Source organism: Tenacibaculum sp. AWR4_210, from assembly GCF_056160945.1.
The window spans coordinates 368498-391533 of the sequence record NZ_JBSWYF010000004.1 but is presented as its reverse complement, the minus strand read 5'-3'; the positions used below and the strand labels follow the sequence as shown (position 1 = coordinate 391533).

General features: G+C 37.5%; 14 protein-coding genes, 1 tRNA gene, 2 pseudogenes and 1 CRISPR repeat array. Of the genes and pseudogenes, 10 read left to right on the top strand and 7 right to left on the bottom strand.

Annotated features, from left to right (window positions below; all coding sequences use genetic code 11):
- Positions 1 to 312: 312 nt before the first annotated feature.
- The 3 genes and pseudogenes from ACXAG7_RS09670 to ACXAG7_RS09660 form a co-directional block, all read left to right on the top strand.
- Positions 313 to 516 (top strand): annotated as a pseudogene (locus ACXAG7_RS09670) (IS3 family transposase); the annotation flags it as partial.
- Between the two features lie 720 nt (positions 517 to 1236).
- On the top strand, positions 1237 to 5421 hold the full coding sequence (gene cas9 / locus ACXAG7_RS09665; RefSeq protein WP_476666684.1) for a type II CRISPR RNA-guided endonuclease Cas9: 4185 nt from the start codon (positions 1237 to 1239) through the stop codon (positions 5419 to 5421).
- Between the two features lie 45 nt (positions 5422 to 5466).
- Positions 5467 to 5706: pseudogene (locus ACXAG7_RS09660) on the top strand (CRISPR-associated endonuclease Cas1); the annotation flags it as partial.
- A gap of 213 nt (positions 5707 to 5919) precedes the next feature.
- Positions 5920 to 7406: a CRISPR direct-repeat array (repeat unit 46 nt; unit sequence CTTGTGATTGCTCACGTAAAAATACAATTTGAAATCAATTCACAAC).
- Positions 7407 to 7487: 81 nt separating this feature from the next.
- On the opposite strand, the gene ACXAG7_RS09655 reads toward ACXAG7_RS09660, so the two are convergent.
- Positions 7488 to 7562: transfer RNA gene (locus tag ACXAG7_RS09655), tRNA-Pro, on the bottom strand.
- 164 nt (positions 7563 to 7726) lie between these two features.
- On the opposite strand from ACXAG7_RS09655, the gene trxB reads away from it, so the two are divergent.
- The 3 genes from trxB to ACXAG7_RS09640 all read left to right on the top strand — a co-directional run bounded on the left by trxB (position 7727) and on the right by ACXAG7_RS09640 (position 10857).
- A complete protein-coding gene (gene trxB / locus ACXAG7_RS09650) occupies positions 7727 to 8665 on the top strand; it encodes a thioredoxin-disulfide reductase (RefSeq protein ID WP_476666683.1) in 939 nt (312 codons plus the stop codon).
- A 162-nt stretch (positions 8666 to 8827) separates the two neighbouring features.
- Positions 8828 to 9970 carry a helix-turn-helix domain-containing protein gene (locus ACXAG7_RS09645; protein WP_476666682.1) on the top strand — a complete coding sequence of 381 codons (1143 nt, stop codon included), beginning with the start codon at positions 8828 to 8830 and terminating at the stop codon, positions 9968 to 9970.
- Positions 9971 to 10014: 44 nt separating this feature from the next.
- Positions 10015 to 10857, top strand: a complete 843-nt coding sequence (locus ACXAG7_RS09640; RefSeq protein WP_408045086.1) for a CPBP family intramembrane glutamic endopeptidase — start codon at positions 10015 to 10017, stop codon at positions 10855 to 10857.
- Between the two features lie 107 nt (positions 10858 to 10964).
- Here the strand turns inward: ACXAG7_RS09640 and ACXAG7_RS09635 are convergent, their stop codons facing one another.
- Entirely contained in the window at positions 10965 to 12113 is a 1149-nt protein-coding gene (locus tag ACXAG7_RS09635) for a histidine decarboxylase (RefSeq protein WP_408045085.1), read from the bottom strand.
- Between the two features lie 162 nt (positions 12114 to 12275).
- On the opposite strand from ACXAG7_RS09635, the gene ACXAG7_RS09630 reads away from it, so the two are divergent.
- Positions 12276 to 12728, top strand: coding sequence for an Lrp/AsnC family transcriptional regulator (locus ACXAG7_RS09630; RefSeq protein ID WP_408045084.1), 453 nt, complete (start codon positions 12276 to 12278; stop codon positions 12726 to 12728).
- Here ACXAG7_RS09630 and ACXAG7_RS09625 read toward each other — a convergent pair whose 3' ends face one another.
- The 5 genes from ACXAG7_RS09625 to ACXAG7_RS09605 form a co-directional block, all read right to left on the bottom strand.
- Positions 12729 to 13589 (bottom strand): rhomboid family intramembrane serine protease, encoded by an 861-nt coding sequence (locus ACXAG7_RS09625; RefSeq protein WP_476666681.1) that lies wholly within the window; start codon positions 13587 to 13589, stop codon positions 12729 to 12731.
- Between the two features lie 168 nt (positions 13590 to 13757).
- Positions 13758 to 15566, bottom strand: coding sequence for an acyl-CoA dehydrogenase family protein (locus ACXAG7_RS09620; RefSeq protein ID WP_408045082.1), 1809 nt, complete (start codon positions 15564 to 15566; stop codon positions 13758 to 13760).
- Between the two features lie 18 nt (positions 15567 to 15584).
- A complete protein-coding gene (locus tag ACXAG7_RS09615; protein ID WP_408045081.1) occupies positions 15585 to 16775 on the bottom strand; it encodes an acetyl-CoA C-acyltransferase in 1191 nt (396 codons plus the stop codon).
- Positions 16776 to 16779: 4 nt separating this feature from the next.
- Positions 16780 to 19185 (bottom strand): 3-hydroxyacyl-CoA dehydrogenase/enoyl-CoA hydratase family protein, encoded by a 2406-nt coding sequence (locus ACXAG7_RS09610; RefSeq protein ID WP_408045080.1) that lies wholly within the window; start codon positions 19183 to 19185, stop codon positions 16780 to 16782.
- Between the two features lie 14 nt (positions 19186 to 19199).
- Positions 19200 to 19658: a MarR family winged helix-turn-helix transcriptional regulator gene (locus tag ACXAG7_RS09605; RefSeq protein WP_408045079.1), complete on the bottom strand. Its 459-nt coding sequence runs from the start codon at positions 19656 to 19658 to the stop codon at positions 19200 to 19202.
- Positions 19659 to 19888: 230 nt separating this feature from the next.
- On the opposite strand from ACXAG7_RS09605, the gene ACXAG7_RS09600 reads away from it, so the two are divergent.
- The 3 genes from ACXAG7_RS09600 (at position 19889) to ACXAG7_RS09590 (ending at position 23035) form a co-directional block, all read left to right on the top strand.
- The gene (locus ACXAG7_RS09600) at positions 19889 to 20818 is read left to right on the top strand and encodes an ABC transporter ATP-binding protein (protein WP_408045078.1); all 930 of its coding nucleotides are present in this window, start codon (positions 19889 to 19891) and stop codon (positions 20816 to 20818) included.
- Between the two features lie 2 nt (positions 20819 to 20820).
- Complete coding sequence (locus ACXAG7_RS09595) at positions 20821 to 22143, top strand: ABC transporter permease (RefSeq protein ID WP_408045077.1); 1323 nt, start codon at positions 20821 to 20823, stop codon at positions 22141 to 22143.
- A gap of 67 nt (positions 22144 to 22210) precedes the next feature.
- Positions 22211 to 23035 (top strand): mechanosensitive ion channel family protein, encoded by an 825-nt coding sequence (locus ACXAG7_RS09590; protein WP_408045076.1) that lies wholly within the window; start codon positions 22211 to 22213, stop codon positions 23033 to 23035.
- Position 23036 lies beyond the last annotated feature (1 nt).

Here is a 23036-nt window from a genome sequence, read left to right as displayed (position 1 = left end):
ATAACGATACAGAACACCTTTTTGACAACTTTTCATAAGTCAGAGTACTGCCTTGTATCGCTCATCTAAGATGTGCGTTAGTAGTCGCATTAGGGTGATACCTTTGCGTTTGATTCTTTTTTTACAATTTAATTCAGAAAAAATCTGTTTCAATGAGCGTTAAGGTCATTCAAAACTAAGAAGTTTTTAAATAATATGCAAATATGGTTGGTTTTCAAGGTTTTAAAACTTGTCCCGTCCTAAAATAAGTTCAGACAAACTTAGACTTGCTTTATGAATACAAATCCACACAATAAAAAACGGACCTAACACGATTACAATTTAGACTTCACAGTAGCTGTCGTTTCTCAAGTTGAAGAATACGAATTAACGTATAAACAAGCTCAATAGAAGTATGGTTTTCAAGGAAGGAGTACAGTTTTGGTTTGATTAAGCGAACCTGGTGCCTAAGACTGGAGCAAACCAGCTTCACTTATGAAATCAAAATCCATAGAAACACCAGCACAAAAGATTCAGTGATAAGAATACGAGTTAGAATATCAAAAATTAAAGAGTATAACTCTCAATACTATGATTGATATCTCTAATAGGCAATGGGGATTTCTGCTAAAAAAAATAGCTCAACAATCCAATACATTAGACAAAAACAGAAGTGGTATTCCTACTATTTTCGGGTAATTGTTTAAAGACTCATTAATTTATGCTGCCAATTTCGATTGTTATAAAATTCATATTCCATTCGTATTGGAGTTTAGTTTGTGTTTAATTTTCGATGTTTTACTAATTCAGGTTTCGGAGAGGGGCGTTTTTAGAGTTAGTATGCTAGGTCAATAAAAAGATAAATTAAGGATGAAAAAGCAATCTTTTATTAGTAAATTACACATAATTAAATGAGTTTATCTGTCAAAAAAAAGTGAAATTTTTGACTTTTGTTGCTTCCCGGTAAATGGAAATAAAGAAAGCGACAAAGTAATTAATACCCTGCCGCTTTGAATGTTTTCACAACGGAATAATCCTTATTGTGAATTGATTTCAAAATTGTACTGCTAAGATACACTTTTCAAAACTAGTCCATTACGGATTCCCGTAAATCTGGTCATTTTTTATTAATTACTTTTAGAACATTAAGTAGTACGTTTTTTAATGAAACAACTGCTGTTTTTTTCCTCTTAAAAAAGCAAAAAGAATACTACAAATTTCACTTTGTGTAATACACTCGTATCCAAATAAAATAAAATGGCTAAAAGAATTTTAGGTCTAGACTTAGGGATCACTTCAATCGGTTCGGCGTTAGTAGAAGAAGCTGAAAACAATACAGAAGAATCAAAAATTATAAAGCTAGGAGTAAGAGTTACTCCTTTGACTGTTGAAGAAAAAACGGACTTTGAAAAGGGACGCCCTTTAGGTACTAATAGGGAAAGAACCTTAAAACGAAGTGCAAGAAGAAACTTACAACGGTTTAAGCTAAGAAGAGAAGCTTTAATTGATGAGCTAATTGATCATACTATTATCTCAAAAGAAACTCCATTAACAGAAATTGGGAAAAACTCAACACATCAAACGTTATATCTAAGAGCAAAGGCTGCAAAAGAACGAATTGAGTTGGAAGACTTTGCAAGAGTTTTACTCAGTATAAACAAAAAAAGGGGGTATAAGAGTAGCAGAAAAGCAAGGAATGAAGAAGAAGGGGTAGCTATTGATGGAATGTCAATAGCAAAAGAGCTTTACGAAAACAACCTAACACCAGGAGAGTATGTACTAGATTTATTAAAACAAAATAAAAAATACATTCCTGATTTTTATAAATCGGATTTGCATAATGAGTTCGATAAAATATGGAAACATCAACAAAAGTACCATTCAGAAATTCTTAGTCCGTCTTTACGTAAAGAACTGCAAGGAAAAAATAAAAAACAAACATGGGCGATTTGTAAAACTCCCTTCAACTTAGTTGGGATTACACAAAAAGGAACGGCAAATGAAAAAAGATTAGAACGTTATTTATGGCGTTCCATGGCTTTGAACGAAAAACTAGCTCTTGAATATTTAGCTGTTGTTTTTCAGGATATTAATAATGATTTAAATAAGTCGAGTGATTATTTAGGCGCAATTTCTGACAGGAGTAAAGAGTTGCACTTTAAACATGTAACCGTAGGAGAATACCTCTATCAACAAATTCAAGAAGATCCTCATACTTCACTTAAAAATCAGGTTTTTTACAGGCAAGATTATATGGACGAGTTTGAAAAAATATGGTCTGTACAAGCACAATTTCACAACGAACTAACCTTGTCTTTAAAAGAGAAGATTCGAGATATTATTATTTTTTATCAACGAAAATTAAAGTCGCAAAAAGGACAATTAGACTTTTGTCAATTTGAAAGTTGGGAGCAAGCGTATGTCAGTGATACAACCAATAAAAAAATGAAGAGGCGTATTGGTCGTCGCGTGGTGTCTAAATCATCTCCGCTTTTTCAAGAGGTTAAAATTTGGCAGGTACTAAACAACCTTGTTTTTACAAATAAGCAAACAGGCGATCAAATTGTCATTAACGACTTAGATAGAAACATAATTGATGAAATTTTTCAAGAATTAAACCTTAGAGGAGAACATAAAGCAACCAGTGTACTCAAGATGCTTAAAAAGCATATAGTACTCGGAAAACTCAGTGATTGGAAAGCTAACTACGAAAAAATTGAAGGGAACACTACTCATAAAGCACTGTATGAAGTTTTTCAAAAAATTGCTGAGTTAGAGGGCTATGGTTTTGATTGGGAAAAGAAAACAGCGAGAGCAATCAAAGAAGAGTTAAAAGCGGTTTTTTCTGAAATAGGAATAGTTCAAGAAATTTTAGAATTCGACGGAAACCTACAAGGAAAAAGTTTCGAAAGGCAAGCGAGTTATCGATTGTGGCATTTATTATATGCAACAGAGGAGGACTTTACAAAAGTTAGCAGAGAAGATCAAATCATCTATGGAAATAGTGCCATTAGTTTAAAGAAAAAATTAATCTCAATTTTTGGTTTTAAACCCGAACATACAAAAATGTTAGCCAGTATTTCTTTTCCTCAGGACTATGGCAATTTGTCAAGCAAAGCCTTAAAAAAGATTTTACCCGAACTTCAAAAAGGCTATACTTTTTATGATGCCTGTAAAAACGTAGGTTATAACCACTCTAATAGTTTTACCAAAGAAGAACTTGAAAATAGAGAACTCAAAGAAAAACTTGAACTCATCAAAAAAAATAGTTTAAGGAACCCAGTAGTTGAAAAAATTTTAAACCAAACTGTGAACGTTGTTAATCAGATTATAGACGTCTATGGAAAACCTGATGAAATACGTATAGAATTAGCTAGAGAGCTTAAAAAATCAGCAGATGAACGAAGTAAAATGACAAGGAATATTGCTGAGGCGACCAAGAGAAATCTAGATATAAAAAAGCTGATTGTTAAAGATTTTGGTATTCCAAATCCAACCAAAAACGATGTTATTCGCTATCGTCTCTATGAAGAATTGGCAAGTAATGGGTATAAAACTCTGTTTACAAACAGAAAAATTAATAGAGAAGACATTTTTTCAAAAAAAATAGATATTGAGCATATTATTCCTAAAGCTTTAGTATTCGATGATTCATTTTCAAACAAGACACTCGCTTTTAGAGAAGTAAATATAGAAAAAGCCAATACCACAGCATTTGACTTTATTAACAATAGCAATCATTCAGGAATAGAAGATTATAAATTAAGAGTTGAGAGTTTATTCAAGGAGGGTAACATATCGCCTGCTAAAAGGAAGAAGTTATTAACCTCTAAAAGTGATATTTCAGATGATTTTATTGAAAGAGACCTTCGAAATTCTCAGTACATCGCTAAAAAAGCCGCAGCAATGTTGTTTGAGGTATTTCCTAAGGTAGTGATTACCTCAGGAAGTATTACCGATAAACTAAGAGAAGATTGGGGGTTAATCAATGTGATGAAAGAACTTAATTTACCAAAATATCGCGTTTTAGGACTCACGGAATATGAGGAGCGTTTAAATAAAGGAACTGAAAAAATAAACAGGCGAGAAGTCATAACAAACTGGACAAAAAGAAACGATCATCGTCATCATGCAATGGACGCTTTAACCGTCGCTTTTACCACGCATAATCACATTCAATACATAAATAATCTAAGTGCTCGAAAACGTACAAATCACAAGAAGCATAAAATTATATTAAACATTGAAAATTTAATAACTGAAACTCAAAATGGTAAACGCAAGTTTAAAGCACCAGTACCTAATTTTAGAACTGAAGCAAAAAAACATATTGAAACGATACTAGTATCATTTAAAAATAAAAACAAAGTAGCAACTCGTAACATAAACATTACCAAAACAAAAACTAGTGATAAACAAAAAAAACAATTAACGCCTAGAGGACAACTACATAAAGAAACTATTTACGGGAAAATAAAACGCCCTTCTAAAAAAACGATAAAGCTCAATAAAAATTTTCAAGTAGACCAAGTAGCTCAAATAGTAAACCCAGAATACAAGAAAATTGTACTTGAACACTTAAAAACATTCGATAACAATCCAACAATTGCCTTTAATAGTACAACCTTAAAAACGCATCCACTCTTGTGTAAAAATAAACCACTCAAGGAAGTTGTTTGTTTTGAAGATGTCTATACCATTAGAAAAGGAATAAACCCAGAAAATTTTAAAACACAAAAGAATATAGAAAAAGTAATTGATACAAAAATAAGGCAGCTGTTAAGCCAGCGATTAAAAGATCATGAGAATGATGCCAAAAAAGCCTTTTCTAATCTTAAGGAAAATCCAATATGGTTAGATAAAGAAAAAGGTATTTGTGTAAAAAGAGTTCGTATTACGGGGGTTAGCAACGCAGAAGCATTGCATACAAAGAAAGACCATTTAGGAAGAGAGCTATTAAATGAGCAAGGTGCTAAGCAGGCTGTTGATTTTGTCAGTACTGGAAATAACCATCATGTAGCTATTTATAAAGATGCTAAAGGAAACTTACAAGAAAAGTTAGTTTCATTTTACGAAGCTGTAATAAGAGTAAATGAAAACTTGCCTATAATTGATAAAGCGTACAAAGAAAAAGAAGGTTGGCAATTGCTATTTACGATGAAGCAAAACGAGATGTTTGTATTTCCAAATGATGATTTTGATGTAAATGAAATTGATTTAATGGATACAAAAAATGCTTCGCGTATAAGCCCCTACCTTTTTAGGGTACAGAAAATTGCGACTAAAGACTATTTCTTTAGGCATCATCTAGAAACAACTGTAGATGATAACAAAAACACAAAAGAAATTGCATGGAAGAGATTGGGATTAAACCGTATTGGAGGTATTAAAAAAGTACGATTAAATCACCTCGGTCAAATTGTTCAAGTCGGAGAATATTGATGTTATGCAAATGCATATGGGCTTTTATATTGAAACCAAACCTTTATGTTAAAAAGAACTATTTATATTGGTAATCCAGCGTATCTAAAGCTAAAGCACAACCAGCTTGTTGTCGTTAGTCTAGAAACCAAACAATCAATAGGTACTGTGCCTATTGAAGATATGGCTTTGTTAATGTTAGATCATCATCAAATTACCATTTCTTCTCAATTAATCAATCAGTTAATGGGGAATGGTGTTGCGTTAGTTCATTGCGATAATCATCATTTACCAAATGGACTTATGCAACTAGACATTCCAGAGTAAAAGGGATGTTGCCAAAGTATGGGAAAATTTGCATGTTTGAAATAACTGACAAGCAATTTGAAATGATGGAGATTTTTCATGGTAGGAAGGAAATTCCAAAGCCAAGCCCTGTACAGCAGTTAGAATTGTTCTAGGTTTCAAATTCTATTACATGCAAAAACCTCACTAAAATAGGAGGTTTTAAACATTTACCTTGTGATTGCTCACATAAAAATACAATTTGAAATCAATTCACAACTGTATTAGATGCTGAAGAACCGGCTCCAGACTTGTGATTGCTCACGTAAAAATACAATTGAAATCAATTCACAACCATCAGAGGTGACGAAAAGGTAGTAATGTCCTTGTGATTGCTCACGTAAAAATACAATTTGAAATCAATTCACAACTAAAGAGAAGGAGTGCCTTGCGCCGACTGGCTTGTGATTGCTCACGTAAAAATACAATTTGAAATCAATTCACAACAGTCTTTCAATTCTTTCCTTTTTTTTAAGCTTGTGATTGCTCACGTAAAAATACAATTTGAAATCAATTCACAACACTAACCGTGGTTTCTTCAATTTCCATGTACTTGTGATTGCTCACGTAAAAATACAATTTGAAATCAATTCACAACATTCAACGGTAGCGGTAGCAGATGTCAACCCTTGTGATTGCTCACGTAAAAATACAATTTGAAATCAATTCACAACTACTTTAATTAAACTCATATACAAATGATTCTTGTGATTGCTCACGTAAAAATACAATTTGAAATCAATTCACAACCAAAGACATAGAAGAATTTTTAACTGATGACTTGTGATTGCTCACGTAAAAATACAATTTGAAATCAATTCACAACAGCAGACAATAAAGAATCGTCAAGGCTCAACTTGTGATTGCTCACGTAAAAATACAATTTGAAATCAATTCACAACACTCCTAAAAGAATTCTTTGCTCATAATAGCTTGTGATTGCTCACGTAAAAATACAATTTGAAATCAATTCACAACATGTGTTTTTTCTTCCTGTATTTCTTCTAACTTGTGATTGCTCACGTAAAAATACAATTTGAAATCAATTCACAACATTTGTAGGGTGTACTGATGACAGTTTAGACTTGTGATTGCTCACGTAAAAATACAATTTGAAATCAATTCACAACGCCCTCACCTTGTATGCTATAAAATTTTTCCTTGTGATTGCTCACGTAAAAATACAATTTGAAATCAATTCACAACACCGGCCTCCTTCTTCTCCTGGTTGGTAATCTTGTGATTGCTCACGTAAAAATACAATTTGAAATCAATTCACAACAGATAATTTATTCGTGTATTCAAGGTGGTCTTGTGATTGCTCACGTAAAAATACAATTTGAAATCAATTCACAACCATGTTCGTTGACCTCAAAACCTTGGACAACTTGTGATTGCTCACGTAAAAATACAATTTGAAATCAATTCACAACTCGGAATGGATAGCTAATAGAAGATTAAGACTTGTGATTGCTCACGTAAAAATACAATTTGAAATCAATTCACAACCGTCAGGCATTGAAGCCTTATCAAAAATGACTTGTGATTGCTCACGTAAAAATACAATTTGAAATCAATTCACAACTGCGCCTTTCTTCCGGTGAACTCATACGCACTTGTGATTGCTCACGTAAAAATACAATTTGAAATCTAGTAATAACGAACGACTGGATAAGTTTTTTTTCGTCGCCCTCCAACAATGAAAAAACCTTAAAAGTTTGTACAAACTTCTAAGGTTTTTGTCGGGGTGGCAGGATTCGAACCTGCGACCTCCTGCTCCCAAAGCAGGCGCGATGACCGGGCTACGCTACACCCCGTTTTTCATTGGGACTGCAAAGGTATCAAAAAAAATAGATTGCACAAGAAAAAAATAAAAAAATGTAATATTTTTCTTCTTTATCGACCAATAACCAAATTATATAGTCCTACGTGGAAAAAAAATAAAAATAAACTACATTTGTAATCATTAATTAAAAGAGATATGGCAGAAAAAATTAAATGTTTGATTATAGGTTCTGGACCAGCAGGTTATACTGCAGCAATTTATGCCGCTAGGGCTGATATGAAACCAGTAATGTACACGGGAATGCAAATGGGAGGACAGTTAACAACCACTACAGAAGTAGATAACTTTCCTGGATATCCAAATGGAACCGATGGTACCGCTATGATGGAAGATTTAAAAAATCAAGCTGAGCGTTTCGGTACAGAAGTGCGTTTTGGTATGGTGACCAAGGTAGACTTTTCGAAAGAAGAAGGAGGGATCCATAAGGTTGTTGTTGACGAAACAACAGAATTAGAAGCTGAAACAGTGATTATTTCTACCGGAGCTACTGCAAAGTACTTAGGTTTGGAAAGTGAACAACGCTTGATTGGTGGAGGTGTTTCTGCTTGTGCTACTTGTGATGGATTCTTTTATAAAGGACAAGACGTAGTAGTGGTTGGAGCAGGTGATACTGCTGCTGAAGAAGCTACCTATTTGGCTAATATCTGTAATAAGGTGACCATGTTGGTACGTAAAGATTATATGAGAGCGTCAAAAGCAATGCAACACCGCGTGAGCAAAACAGCTAATATCGAAGTCCTTTTTAATACGGAAATAGATGAGGTATTAGGAACGAATGTAGTGGAAGGTGTGCGCGCTGTCAATAATCAATCAGGTGAAAAAACAGATATTCCTGTAACAGGGGTGTTCATCGCTATTGGTCATACGCCAAATACACAGTTGTTTAAAGGAGTATTGGATATGGATGAAACTGGGTATTTACTTACCAAAGGAAAGTCGACCAAAACAAATCTTCCAGGAGTTTTTGCTGCAGGAGATGTTCAGGATAAAGAATACCGCCAGGCAGTAACGGCAGCAGGTACAGGATGTATGGCTGCGTTGGATGCAGAGCGTTATTTAGGAGCTTTAGAATAGGCACTAACTATTATGAATTATCACAAAAGCCTCCCTTGTGGAGGCTTTTGCTTTTGTAGTGCCCCCTTGTTCGAGCGCTCTATAAAATGGAAAAGTTTCGGACTTCAAGAAGCTTTCACCCCGTTAAATTTTACTAACTTCGGAACGTAAATTGTAAGAATTGTGGAGTTTTTAGTCTATTCTGGTCTGACCAGCTTTTTGTTTTTACTAGTGCTACTAGCAAAGAGGTTTCGAAAATCTTTTGCCCATCGCTTGCTGTTTTTTTTGGTCTTGTGCTTGGCATTTATTTTCGGAGGTTATGCCAGCACCTATATGAAGTTGGCTTGGCTGCAGGCAGCAGTTCTTCCTTTAGCGATTTGTATGCCCCTGGCATTAGGACCGCTGTTACGGGCTTATATCCACGCCATATACAACCGAAGTAAAACGATAAATAACTTATTGAGAAATCTATTGCCGTTTGCGATCGTTGTATTTTTGTTTAGCTTACCGAAGTATTTGCAAATAGCCTTCTATGTGCCGACGAGCCGTTTGGGAATGTTGGTATATTCAGGGATCGCAGTATTTAGTATCCTGCATCTCATATACTTTTTAATTGGAAATACTCGTTGGCTGCGTTTTTACGAACGAAAATTAAAGCAGCAATACACTTCCTTAACTGACAGAGATTTGAGATGGTATCGAACTTGGGTTCGTGGATTAATCATTTTTGTCCTAGTCGATATGAGTGCTGTGCCCCTCTTACTTTGGAAAGATTCGGTACTGTTAACAGTGCAATTAAACTTGCTCTTTTTTGTGGGGCTCATATGGTGGTTGTGTTATCGGGGAATACACCAGCCTGCCATTTTTTTGGTTTCCGATGCGGAGGAAGAAAGTTCTCCCCGAGTTTCCAATACTGCCGTAGTTCCAGAAATAGGGAAGGAACTCAACGAGGAAGACACTGAGTTGCGTGCTGCATTGGAACGTTTGTTTGCAAAAGAGAACATATACTTGCGGCAAGATTTGAGTTTGGATATCCTTGCAGCCCACATGGGGGTCAGTAATAAAAAAATATCACAACTCTTAAACGAAGGGCTCGATACGAGTTTTTACGATTACGTAAATACGTATCGCATAGCTCATTTTAAACAACGCCTACAGGCAGGAGAAGCACAACAGTTAACCCTATTAGCATTAGCATTCGATTCGGGCTTTAACTCCAAGGCAACTTTTAATCGCGTGTTTAAACAAAGAGAAGGAGTAACACCACTACAGTATAAAAAAAAACAAGAAAAAGGTCTCATGGCTTCCGTTGAGACGATTGATTAGTTGATTATCACGTGATTTGCTCAAAAATTAAATGAGTACAGTCTATGATACAAATAACGACAACAACTACAGAAATTAAGAACGACGCCAAACGAAAAGCACAAATTTATATACTCAGTGTATTGGGATTATCGTGGGTAATCGGATTTGTCGGGCTTCACCTTATCGAATTTAAGAGTCTCTTGCCTCGGGTATTGCTGATACTTTGCTACGGATTTTTGCCAGCGATGTTAGCCGTGTTTTTTAATAAAAGAGCAGGAGGTACCTGGCGCGATTTACAGTTTGTAAAGCCTTCGTGGAAATCAATAGTAATAGCCTTGGTTATTCCGGCTGTCTATGTGATTCTCGGTTTTTACCTTCAGGTACAACTGGGGTATAGGAGTAAGCCCGATTGGTCGGTATTTGGAGGGCATGTCCAATTGCTGTTGAGTACCGTTGGAGGATTATTTTTAACCTGTTTGTTAGTACTAGGAGAGGAAATAGGTTGGCGAGGGTATTTACAAGGAAAAATGTTTCAGGCTTTTGGTGAGTTTAGAGGAACAATTTTGCTAGGGCTTGTATGGGGGATTTGGCATTTGCCCGTTGCTTTAACTGGGTATAATTTTCCTGAGCATCCGTATTTAGAAGCCTTTATTACGTATCCTTTGGCCTGTGTTGCCTTTTCGTTAATCATTGCCTATTTCGGTAGTTGGAAGCACTCGATATGGGTGGCCGCCGTATTCCACGGAGCCAACAATCACTTTAATATGATCGCTTTGAGTACTACGGACCTGCTTGATTCTTGGAGTTTTGCTTGGTTGAGTAATGCCATTTGTGTTGATCTCATCTTGATTTTTGGAGGGTTGTATTGGCTAAAATTGAAAAAGAAAAGGTCGCGAGTAAACTAATGGGAAAATTGCTAGCTGTGAAAAGCAAAAAGGAGATCTATACCGATCTCCTTTTTTTGTCGCATATAAAATGCAACTGGGTGTCCCTCCCCAAATTTTCCTCTCTTTTAATAATAGGCTGGTTCTTCGAGCTCAGCCTGCATCGGTAATACCTGTTCTACATCGCTGATAAACGCATCAATTTGCGCTTTGGTGACATTGGGCATACAGATGATGTGTGTAATATTTTCTTCAGTTGCTAACTGCCATTTATCTTTTATCTCGCTAGGCATTTTTGGGAGTACTACCGTGATACTTCCCGGGTTGGTCCAGGCGTTAATACCGAGTTTTAGCAATTCGTGCTTACAGTACTCAGCAACTTCTAAACTGTGTTCATAACGAGCTCTGAGACCTTCAACACCCATTTTTTGAATGGCGTACCACAAGAATAGTGGACTGTGCCCATTTCTCGAACCTGTTATGGTCGTGTCTAAAGAACCGATATACGAAATTCCTTTAGAAACGCGATCGCGCAAAGAGCGCTTGGTAACGATAACTCCAGCCGGAATTGGCGATCCTATAAATTTGTGTCCACTGATAGAGATGCTGTCAGCACCATCGACAAAATCAAAAGGTACTCGCGGGGTAGCAAAGGCTCCGTACGAACCTGCTAAGGCAGCATCACAATGAATGTAATGATCGTGTATCGCGAGTTTTCGCAATATACTTTTTACGCGTGAAACATCGTCTTTAGCTTCTTTCATTGTGGTTCCGTGAGTGGTTAAGACAATGGCGGGCTTATGACGGTTAAATTTTAGTGTTTCTTCGAGATCGGTATAGTCGATTTCTCCATTTTCCTGAGAGCGAATTACGATGCTCGGAATGTTGAGTAAGTGGATATTTTTCTTAACACTGTAATGGGTAGATTCTGAATAGTACACCATGGCCTTCGGAAACATCTCTCTAGCGATGTACAATCCGTACAAATTACTCTCCGATCCACCGTTGGTAACATATCCCCAATAATCTTTCGGGTTGGCTCTGAATAGCTTCGCAAAAAAGTCAACGACTTCGCGTTCTATTTCATGTGTTTGAACTTTATAGGTACTGCTTTCAAAAGGATCCCCTAAGTTATTGATGGGGTACTGTAAAAACTCGTATAGCGGCTCGTAATTAAAATCTTTTGACACCGGATATCCTAAGAAGGAATCTCTCGCTTCGCGTACGTCATTTAATAAAGCCGTTAATTTTTCTGTGGTACTAACTTTCGTGTTCATCTGCTATTTCTACTTAAGTTATATCCGCAAATGTAGTGTTTAGAAGAAAATACTACCATAATAATAGTATATTTAGATTATAATACTGTTTTGTTTGATTTTAAAGATTATTTTTGCATAGCACGTACACTTAGCATAAAGATTTAGAAAATACCACTGATTATGGATCGTATCGACAAGAAAATTTTGAGGGAATTACAAGAAAATGCCAAGCAAAACACGAAAGAAATTGCCGCAAAAGTAGGACTGACAGCGACACCGACCTATGAGCGTATCAAAAAATTGGAGCGTGAGGGTTATATAGATAAGTACGTGGTACTACTCGACAGCGCTAAGATTGGCAAGCAAATTATTGCGTACTGTCAAATTACCCTTTTTAAGCACCAGCGTAGTTTAATAGACTCTTTTAAAGATACGATGCTCCAATTGCCTGAAGTTATGGAGTGCCATCACGTGTCAGGGAATTTTGATTTTTTATTGAAAATTGCCGTTCGAGATATGAATGATTTCCAAGAATTCATCAATGAAAAACTGTCGGTAGTGGAGGGGATTTCTACAATACACAGTTCCTTTGTGATGCGTTCGTTTAAAAACTCTACGGCGTTTCCGCTGTAGTTATTTTTTTTGATTTTTAGAGTAACGAGCTAGGGTTTGACGTTCTTTTTCCGATAAGCTATCGTAGCCTTTCCTGTTGATTTTTTCGAGGAGAGCATCAATTTCTTTTTGCTCATTAGCACGCGCTTCGTTATAGCGGTCATCTAGGCTTTGCACGGTTTTACTGGTGGTATTGCGAAAGACCTTCATGTTAGGTTTTTTTTGTAAAAAGCTAAAGTTTGTACGCGTATAAACAACGTAAACGATGATGGGAACGACGCTTAGTGAAATCGGAAGGTAATTTTCTACGAGGGCATGTGGGTACAGCAGTACGGCAATGATGAGTCCGGTAATGGCTCCACCTAAATGGGCATCGTGACCGATATTATCGTTATTGCTTCGCATACCGTAAACAGTATAACCGATATAAAGCAATCCAAACAACCAGCTAGGAATTCCTATCGGAATAAAAAACAGGCTTAATTTCAAGTCAGGAAACAGGGCAATAGCGGCAAAAATAACCCCAGAAACTGCTCCAGAGGCTCCGATAGCACTGTAGTACCAATTGTTTTTATTCATGTACAAAGAAAGGGTACTACCGGCTAATAAGCTCGCGAAATACAACAGTGCAAAGTTGAAGATTCCTAATTGAAACTCTAGCAATGAAGCAAAAGAGTAAAAGCTAAACATATTAAATAGCAGGTGGCTCCAGTCTGCGTGAAGAAAGCCAGAAGTAAGCATGCGCTTGTAATCTTTCTGGTTTAAAATAGCTCCGACATTGAACTTGTAGCGGTTAAAGAAAGACATGTTTTCAAAACCTTGATACGAGAAGGCAATAGTAGCTAATAGGATACAAATTCCGAAGATTCCGAGTTGAGGCATTCCGTGATATTTAAAAGTGAGCAATCTGTCGTGCAAGTATAAAACAAACTTACCGAATAGTATATAAAAAGACCGTTAAAACTTAATTTAACGGTCTTTTAAACAAACAACTAAATTCTAAAACCTATAAAAGTTGAAGAAGCTTGTTCGCTCTTTCGAGCAATATGATTAGAAGCAGTATTGGTTTTCTGCGTTCATTTTGTCTGCGATTAACGTACGTAAAGCAACTACGTTAGGCATGTTAGCGTATTTTGTAAAACGCTTTAATCCCATTAATAACATGCGTTGCTCATCACCTTCAGCGAAAGAAACGATTCCTTCTTTAGCTTTTGAAGTGATTTTTTCGATGGCGTTGAACAAGTTCAATTTAGCCATAGCGATTTGTACTTCTTGACTAGCCTCACCACTGCGTTTTGCATTTTTCTCAGTTCTCAAAATAGCACTCTCTGCCATGTAGATTTCGATTAAAATGTCAGAAGCAGCCATTAATAATTGTTGGTGTTGCTCTAATTCTGGTCCAAATTTTTGGATAGCTGAACCTGCTACCATTAAGAATACCTTCTTTAATTTTGCGAGAATCTCCTTTTCTTCTGAGAATAATTCAGAGTAATCAGGGGTGTCAAATGAAGGAATTCCCATCAATTCATCAGCAACTGCCATAGCAGGCTCCAATAAATTTACGTGTCCTTTCATGGCTTTCTTTACTAACATTCCCACTGATAACATGCGGTTAATTTCGTTAGTACCCTCGTAGATTCGTGAAATACGAGCATCTCTCCAAGCAGACTCCATTGGTGTTTCTTCTGAGAATCCCATTCCTCCAAAAATTTGGATTCCTTCGTCAGTACAGTTCTGTACGTCTTCAGAAACCTTTACCTTTAAGATAGAACATTCAATTGCGTATTCTTCTACTCCTTTTAACTCAGCTTCTTGGTGCGTGTTTCCTTCTTCTTGACGAATAGCGATACGGTCTTCAATGTTTTTAGCTGCACGGTAAGTTCCAGACTCTCCAACGTAGCAAGCAGTCGCCATTTCAGCTAATTTAGCCTTGATAGCACCGAAGTTTGCGATAGGAGTTTTAAACTGAACGCGCTCGTTAGCGTACTTTACACTTTCAGTAATTACACGACGTTGTGCATCTAAACAGGCTGCCGCTAATTTGATACGCCCAACGTTTAAGGCATTCATGGCGATTTTAAATCCACCACCACGCTCTGATAACATGTTTTCTACAGGTACTTCAGTATCGTTGAAGAATACCTGACGAGTAGATGATGAGCGGATACCTAATTTGTGCTCTTCTTCACCTAAGGTAATTCCGTTTGGATTGTTAGGATCGTATTCAACGATAAATCCAGTGATGTTTTTATCGTCTTCGATACGGGCAAATACGATGAAAATCTCAGCAAAACCTGCATTTGAAATCCACATTTTTTGTCCGTTAATTTTATAAGTCTTCCCGTCTTCAGACAAGGCAGCGGTCGTTTTACCAGAGTTGGCATCTGATCCAGCTCCTGGTTCCGTTAAACAGTAAGCTCCGAATTTTGTTCCTGTAGCCAATGCTGGAACGTATTTTTTCTTTTGCTCTTCTGTACCGTAAAGCGTGATAGGCATCGTACCAATTCCGGTATGTGCACCGAAAGCGGTAGCTACAGATCCAGTGGCTCCTGAAAAGTAGTCACAAGTAAGCATGGTAGAAACAAATCCCATTCCAAGCCCGTCGTACTCTTCTGGTACGGCTACACCTAAGAATCCTAACTCTCCAGCTTTGCGCATTACCTCTTCTGTCAATGCGTAATCTTTTGCTTCGAATTGTGGTTTTTTAGGCCAAATTTCTCTGTCTACGAACTCCTTTACTGAGTCGCGCATCATTTGTTGCTCTTCAGAAAAATCTTCAGGTGTGAAAACGTCTTCACATTTCGTTTCTTTTACGAGGAACTGTCCTCCGCGTAATATATCTTTATTAATGGTCTCCATTGTTGTTTAATGTTTTTGTTAGTTTAAGAATTCAAAAATACCTGCAGCACCTTGTCCGGTTCCTACACACATCGTTACCATACCGTACTTGTTGTTCAATGAACGCTTGCGCATTTCGTCGAATAACTGTACCGATAGTTTTGCTCCAGTACATCCTAGTGGATGTCCGAGGGCAATAGCTCCTCCATTTACGTTAATGATGTCAGGATTTAATCCAAGTTCTCTAACAACAGCTAATGATTGAGAAGCAAAAGCTTCGTTCAATTCAATCAAGTCGATGTCGTTTTGCTGTAATCCAGCTTGCTTTAAAGCTTTCGGAATGGCAGCTACGGGTCCAATACCCATAATTCTAGGAGGTACACCTGCGGCAGCATAGCTTACCATACGTGCAATAGGCTCCAAGTTTAACTCTTTTACCATGTCTTCGCTCATGACCATAACAAAGGCAGCACCATCACTTGTTTGCGATGAGTTACCTGCAGTTACTGATCCATTTGCGGCAAAAACGGGACGTAATTTAGCCAAGGCTTCTACGCTAGTTCCTCTACGAGGTCCTTCGTCTTTGTTTACAGTGTATTGTTTTGTCGCGCGCTTTCCGTTAGCGTCGATATAAGTTTCTTCTACGTTGATAGGAGCGATTTGATCTTGGAAACGATCCGAATCCAAGGCTTTTAACGCTTTTAAATGCGATTCGTATGCGAACTGATCTTGGTCAGCACGCGATACGTTGTACTGCTGTGCTACAGCTTCGGCAGTATTTCCCATTCCCCAGTAGTAATCTTCATGACCTGCATTTACGAGGTCGTAGTTCAATTCAGGCTTAAAACCAGTCATCGGAACTGAACTCATACTTTCTGTACCACCAGCGATGATACAATTCGCCATTCCCGATTGAATTTTAGCAACAGCCATACCGATGGTTTCCAATCCTGATGAACAGAATCTGTTAACCGTAACTCCAGGTACATCTACTGAATCTAACCCGATTAACGAAATAATACGAGCCATGTTCAATCCTTGCGATCCTTCTGGCATTGCGTTACCTACGATGACATCATCAATACGAGTCACGTCAAATTCCGGTAACTTATCCATCATAAATTTGATGGTCTCAGCAGCCATTTCATCGGCTCTTTTAAAACGGAACACACCTTTTTTTGATTTTCCAACGGCGGTTCTATATCCTTTTACTATATATGCTGTTTTCATGATTTTAGTTTCTTAGTGGTTTACCAGTTTTTAACATGTGCTGAATACGCTCTAATGTTTTGCGCTCCGTTGTTAAACTTAAGAAAGCCTCACGTTCAAGGTCTAATAAATACTGCTCTGTAACTTTGGTAGGCTCTGATAAGTCACCTCCAGCCATTACATAAGCGAGTTTGTTGGCAATTTTCTGATCGTGTTCAGAAATGTATTTTGATGCATTCATCGCATCCGTACCAACTAAGAACATTCCGAGTGCTTGTTTACCTAAAACAAGTACATCTTTGCGTTTTACGGGTTGCGTATACCCAGATTCAGCGAGTAAGATAGCGTGTTTCTTAGCTTCTGCAATCTGACGCTCTTTGTTTACCACTACGACATCTTTACCTTTTTGTAATAAGTTTAGGTCGAAAGCTTCGTGTGCTGAAGTAGCCACTTTAGCCATACCGATGGTCAAGAAGTGCTCTTGTAAAACGTTTAATTGTACATCCCCTTGATGGAATAAGTCTTGAGCGCGAACGGCCATTTCCTTAGATCCACCTCCACCAGGAATCACACCTACACCGAATTCTACCAATCCGATATACGTTTCTGCTGCGGCAACTACTTTGTCGGCGTGTAATGACAATTCACATCCTCCACCTAACGTCATTCCGTGTGGTGCTGCAATCGTTGGAATCGATGAATAACGCATACGCATCATCGTATCTTGGAAGTATTTAATAGCCATGTTGAGCTCGTCGTATTCTTGCTCTACAGCCATCATAAAAATCATTCCGATATTCGCTCCTACAGAGAAGTTAGCTCCTTGGTTACCGATCACTAAACCTTGGAAATCTTTTTCAGCTAAATCAACCGCTTTGTTTAATCCTGCTAAAACATCTCCACCGATGGTGTTCATTTTTGATTGGAACTCACAGTTTAAGATACCGTCACCCAAATCTTCAATCACTACACCTGAGTTTTTGAAAACTTCTTTTGTTTTACGGATGTTGTCGAGGATGATAAATGCATCCTGTCCTGGTTTCTTCACTTGAGCTTGTTGGGTTACGTCGTAGTAATACGTAGCACCGTCTTTTACTGTATAGAAAGCAGTTTCTCCTTTGGCCAACATTTCAGTTACCCAAGCAGCTGGTGTTAATCCTTCTGCTTTCATCAATTCGATCCCCTTTTCAACACCTACGGCATCCCAGATTTCGAAAGGTCCATTTTCCCATCCAAAACCAGCTTTCATCGCATCGTCAATACGGTACAATTCGTCTGAAATTTCAGGAATACGGTTTTGAACATAAGCGAACATAGCGGCAAAGTTTTTGCGGTAGAACGCTCCTGCTTTATCTTTTCCTCCTACCAATACTTTAAATCGATCGATAGGTTTATCAATAGTTTTTGTCAACTCGAGCGTTGCGAATTTAGCACGCTGTTTCGGACGGTATTCAAGTGTGTTTAAGTCGAGTGATAAAATTTCTTTTTTCCCCTCGGCATTTACCGTCTTTTTGTAAAAACCTTGTTTGGTTTTGTTTCCTAACCATTTGTTTTCCATCATTTTTTCGATGAAATCAGGAAGCTTGAATAATTCGTGCGCTTCGTCGTTAGGACAGTTTTCGTAAATACCGTTGGCTACGTGTACTAGCGTATCGAGTCCAACTACATCTACGGTACGGAAAGTAGCTGATTTAGGACGTCCAATTACTGGTCCTGTCAATTTATCAACTTCTTCTATGGTTAATCCTAATTCTTTTACCTGGTGGAAAAGTGATTGAATTCCGAAGATTCCAATTCTGTTTCCGATAAAAGCAGGAGTATCTTTCGCTAATACAGAAGTTTTTCCTAAGAACTTAGAACCGTAATCCATTAAGAAATCAGTGATTTCTTGTTTACAGTCTGGTCCCGGAACTACTTCAAATAATTTTAAGTAACGCGGTGGGTTAAAAAAGTGCGTTACGGCAAAGTGTTGACGGAAGTCTTCACTTCTTCCTTCGTTCATGAACTTGATAGGAATTCCTGAGGTATTCGAAGAAACGATAGTTCCAGGAGTTCTGTATTGTTCGATTTTCTCAAAAACACTTTGCTTAATGTCAAGACGCTCAACAACAACCTCCATAATCCAATCAACATCCTTGATTTTGTGTAAGTCGTCTTCTATGTTTCCAGTAGTAATTCGATCTGCAAATTTCTTGTTGTAAATCGGAGATGGTTTTGATTTTAACGAGGCAGTCAAGGCATCGTTTACCAATCGGTTACGTACAACTTTGTCTTCTAAAGTTAATCCTTTTGCTTTTTCTTTGTCGTTAAGTTCTCGGGGAATAATGTCTAATAATAAAACCTCAACGCCAATGTTGGCAAAATGACACGCAATACCAGATCCCATGATACCAGAACCAACAATTGCTACTTTTTTAATTCTTCTTGTCATTTGTATATTTGTTTTTATACAGCGTCTTTGTTAATGTCTTCATACACTAACTTGTCTGTAATAAGTTTATTGATTGTTGTTGTTACTTTGAAAAAATTTTCCAGCTCTGCATCTGTGATGTATTCGCGCACTTTGTTGTTGAACTGATAAACATGACCTTTAGAAACTTCTCGCATTTCTTTTCCGAAATCGGTAAGTTTCAAAATCACACTCCTTCCGTCATTTGGATTTTTCATTCTGTAAATGAGTTTTTTGTCCTCCATAGTTTTGAGTAACCTCGATAAACTAGTCGGCTCCATTCCCATTAATGGTCCTAGTGCAGTGGAAGGTGTTCCTGCGTCGAAATCAATATTGAGTAAAGCAAAAGCGGTGGCCATGGTGCTGTTGTGTTTCGCAGCTTGCTCGTTGTACATTTTAGCAACGGCCTGCCAAGTTGCCCTTAGCTGGTGATCTATTGATTTGTTTTTATCCATACAGGGTCAAATATATAAAAAAATATTATGCATGCATAGTAAATTGATAAAAAATTATGCATGCATAGTAAATTATAATGCAATTTTTAAGCCCTGTAAATCTATTTTGTTTAAAATTTGAATAGATTTCGTAACATATTGTTAAAATTGAGGACTAACAAAGTGTAAAAAGCTGTAAGTTTGTTTACGCTATCAGATATGAAAAACAATTAATCAACTAAAACATAGTAATGGATACATTATTAGCAATAGACAATGTAGTAAAGAATTACGGAGACCATACTGCATTAAACGGGGTGTCTATGCAAATTCCGAAAGGTAGTGTTTTCGGATTGTTAGGTCCTAACGGAGCTGGAAAGACTTCGCTCATTCGTATAATCAATCAAATTACCATACCCGACAGCGGATCGGTGTACTTAGATGGAGAGGCTTTGGCCCCACATCACGTAGAGCATATTGGCTACTTGCCAGAAGAGCGCGGTTTGTACAAAAGTATGAAGGTAGGTGAACAAGCGTTGTACCTGGCGCAACTGAAAGGCTTGTCAAAGTCAGAGGCAAAAAAGCGCTTGAAATACTGGTTTGACAAGTTTGAAATCGGTGCGTGGTGGGGTAAGAAAATTGAAGAGCTTTCCAAAGGGATGGCACAAAAAGTACAGTTCATAGTAACAGTATTACACCGTCCTAAATTGTTAATTTTTGACGAACCATTTTCAGGGTTCGATCCTATTAATGCGCAGTTGATTGCCAAAGAAATTTTGCAGTTAAGAGACGAAGGGGCGACCATCATCTTTTCTACCCACAGAATGGAGAGCGTAGAGGAGATGTGCGATTATATAGCACTCATCAATAAATCTAATAAAATTCTCGACGGAAAATTAACGGATATCAAAAAGGAGTTTAGGTCGTTCACCTACCAGGTAGGTTTAAACACGGCTAATCAAACTCAGGTAAATGCCGAGTTAAAAGAACGTTTTAAGGTAAGTCCAGCTGATTTTGAAATGCTCTCAAATGGGTTGACTGTGAATGTACAGTTATCAGCAAACGATTCACCTAATGAGCTACTGTCTTTTTTAACGAGTAGAGGAGAAGTACAGCATTTTGTAGAACTCGTGCCTAGTGCCAACGATATCTTTATTCAAGCAATCCAAAAAAATAGTTAGTGATGAAAAAGTTACAGTTAATTATTCAGAGAGAGTTTATTGCCAAGGTGCGTAATAAATCGTTTATCGTAATGACCTTTTTGAGTCCGCTCATAATGGTCGGAATGGGATTCTTGGTCTTCTTCCTGATGAAAAAGAACGACGAGAAGGTGAAGCAAATTGTGTTTGTAGATGAATCAGGATTGTTTGCACAGGATGTGTTTAAGGATACCAAAACGGTAAAATTCCAAGATTTTACTAAAATGGGGATTGACGATTCCAAAGAAAAAGTTAAGGAGGGAGACTATTACGGGGTGGTACACATTCCGAAAGTAGATAGCTTAGAGTTGTTGGCAAAGAACATAACCTTCTATTCTAAAGAGTCTCCTAGTTTAAACGTCATCGGTTCTTTAGAAGATAAAATCGATAAGAAGATTCGCAATGAGAAGTTAGAGTCTTTCGGGATCGATTTGAATAAGATTAAAGCGTCACGTATTTCTTCCGAAATAAAAATGTACAATTTTTCAGGAGAAAAGTCTTCGAAGCTCATCAATGGATTAAAGATTGGAGTTGGAGCCATTGCAGGTTACCTACTCATGATGTTCGTAATGATTTACGGTACTTCGGTAATGCGAAGCGTGATTGAAGAGAAGACGAGTAGAATTATCGAGGTCATAGTGTCTTCGGTAAAGCCGTTTCAGTTGATGATGGGGAAAATTATAGGGAATGCAAGTGCAGGATTGTTACAGTTTGTCATTTGGGGGATACTCCTCTTGGTGATTAGCGTAGTGGCGAGTACAGTATTCGGGATAGATATGACCGAGATGCAAGCTGCTAAATTAAATCCAGAACAAGTGGCTGACATGCAACAGATGGCAGGAGGAAAAGAGCAAGAGATTTTTAAGGCAATTTTTGAGTTGCCTTTGGTAAAGATGTTCTTCCTTTTTATCTTTTACTTCCTCGGAGGGTATATGTTATACAGTTCGCTGTTTGCTGCTGTAGGTGCTGCCGTGGATAATGAAACGGATACCCAGCAGTTTATGATGCCAATTATGTTGCCTTTGATATTAGGAGTATACGTCGGTTTTGCTACTGTAATTAACGATCCTCACGGTCCTATTTCAGTAATCTTCTCCTATGTACCCTTTACATCACCAATAGTGATGCTTATGAGAATTCCGTTCGGAGTTTCATGGTGGGAAATTCTCATATCGATGGTGTTACTCATCGTAACCTTTGTTTTTATGGTTTGGATCGCTTCAAAAATTTACCGAGTAGGTATTTTGATGTACGGTAAAAAGCCAACCTATAAAGATTTGTGGAAATGGATGCGTTACAGCGGTTAAACATATCAAAAAGCAGTTACTTGAGTAACTGCTTTTTTTTATCCTGTGCTATTTGTACTTTTAACTCGTGAAAGAAATTAACAACTTTTTAAATTATTCCTTTAAGTTTAGTAAGGAAATAAGCATCAGTATCAAGTCAATATTACTGTTGTTAATCGTTCTTGTAGTAGCTTCGGTACTATTGAGGTCGTTTAAGAAATTTGTGGTTCGAAGGTTGGAACGCGAAGACCAAAATAAATTTGATACCGTATTTTCATTTGCGAGCTGGTTGGTATACATTGTCATTTTCCTCGTAACACTGAGTTCTTCAGGGGTGAATGTTACGGCGATTTTTGCGGCTTCCGCAGCCTTATTGATCGGTGTGGGTTTGGCTTTGCAAACATTTTTTCAAGATATTATTTCGGGGATATTTATCATCGTTGACCAGAGTGTTCACGTGGGCGACGTTATTGAGCTCGATGGTAAAGTCGGTCGCGTCGTAGAAATCAAGTTGCGCACCACCCGTACGGTTACCATAGAGAATAAAGTTTTGGTAATTCCCAATCACAAATACCTTACCAGTAGTCTGTTTAATTGGACGCAAAACGGCAGTACTGTTCGAGAGTATGTGAGTATTGGTGTCGCTTACGGAAGCGATGTAGAAAAGGTAAAAGAGTTGTTGTTGTTAGCGGCTAAAGAACACCCAAAAGTATTGAGTGCTCCAGAGCCGATGGTATTGTTTGAAGATTTTGGCGATAGTGCTTTGCTGTTTAAGCTGGTGTTTACTATCGATGATAGCTTTTTAGCGATGATAGCCAAGAGCGAGCTGCGCTTTGCCATCGATGCTTTGTTTAGAGAACACAATATTAGTATTCCTTTCCCTCAGCGCGATATCCATCTTATCAAACATTGAT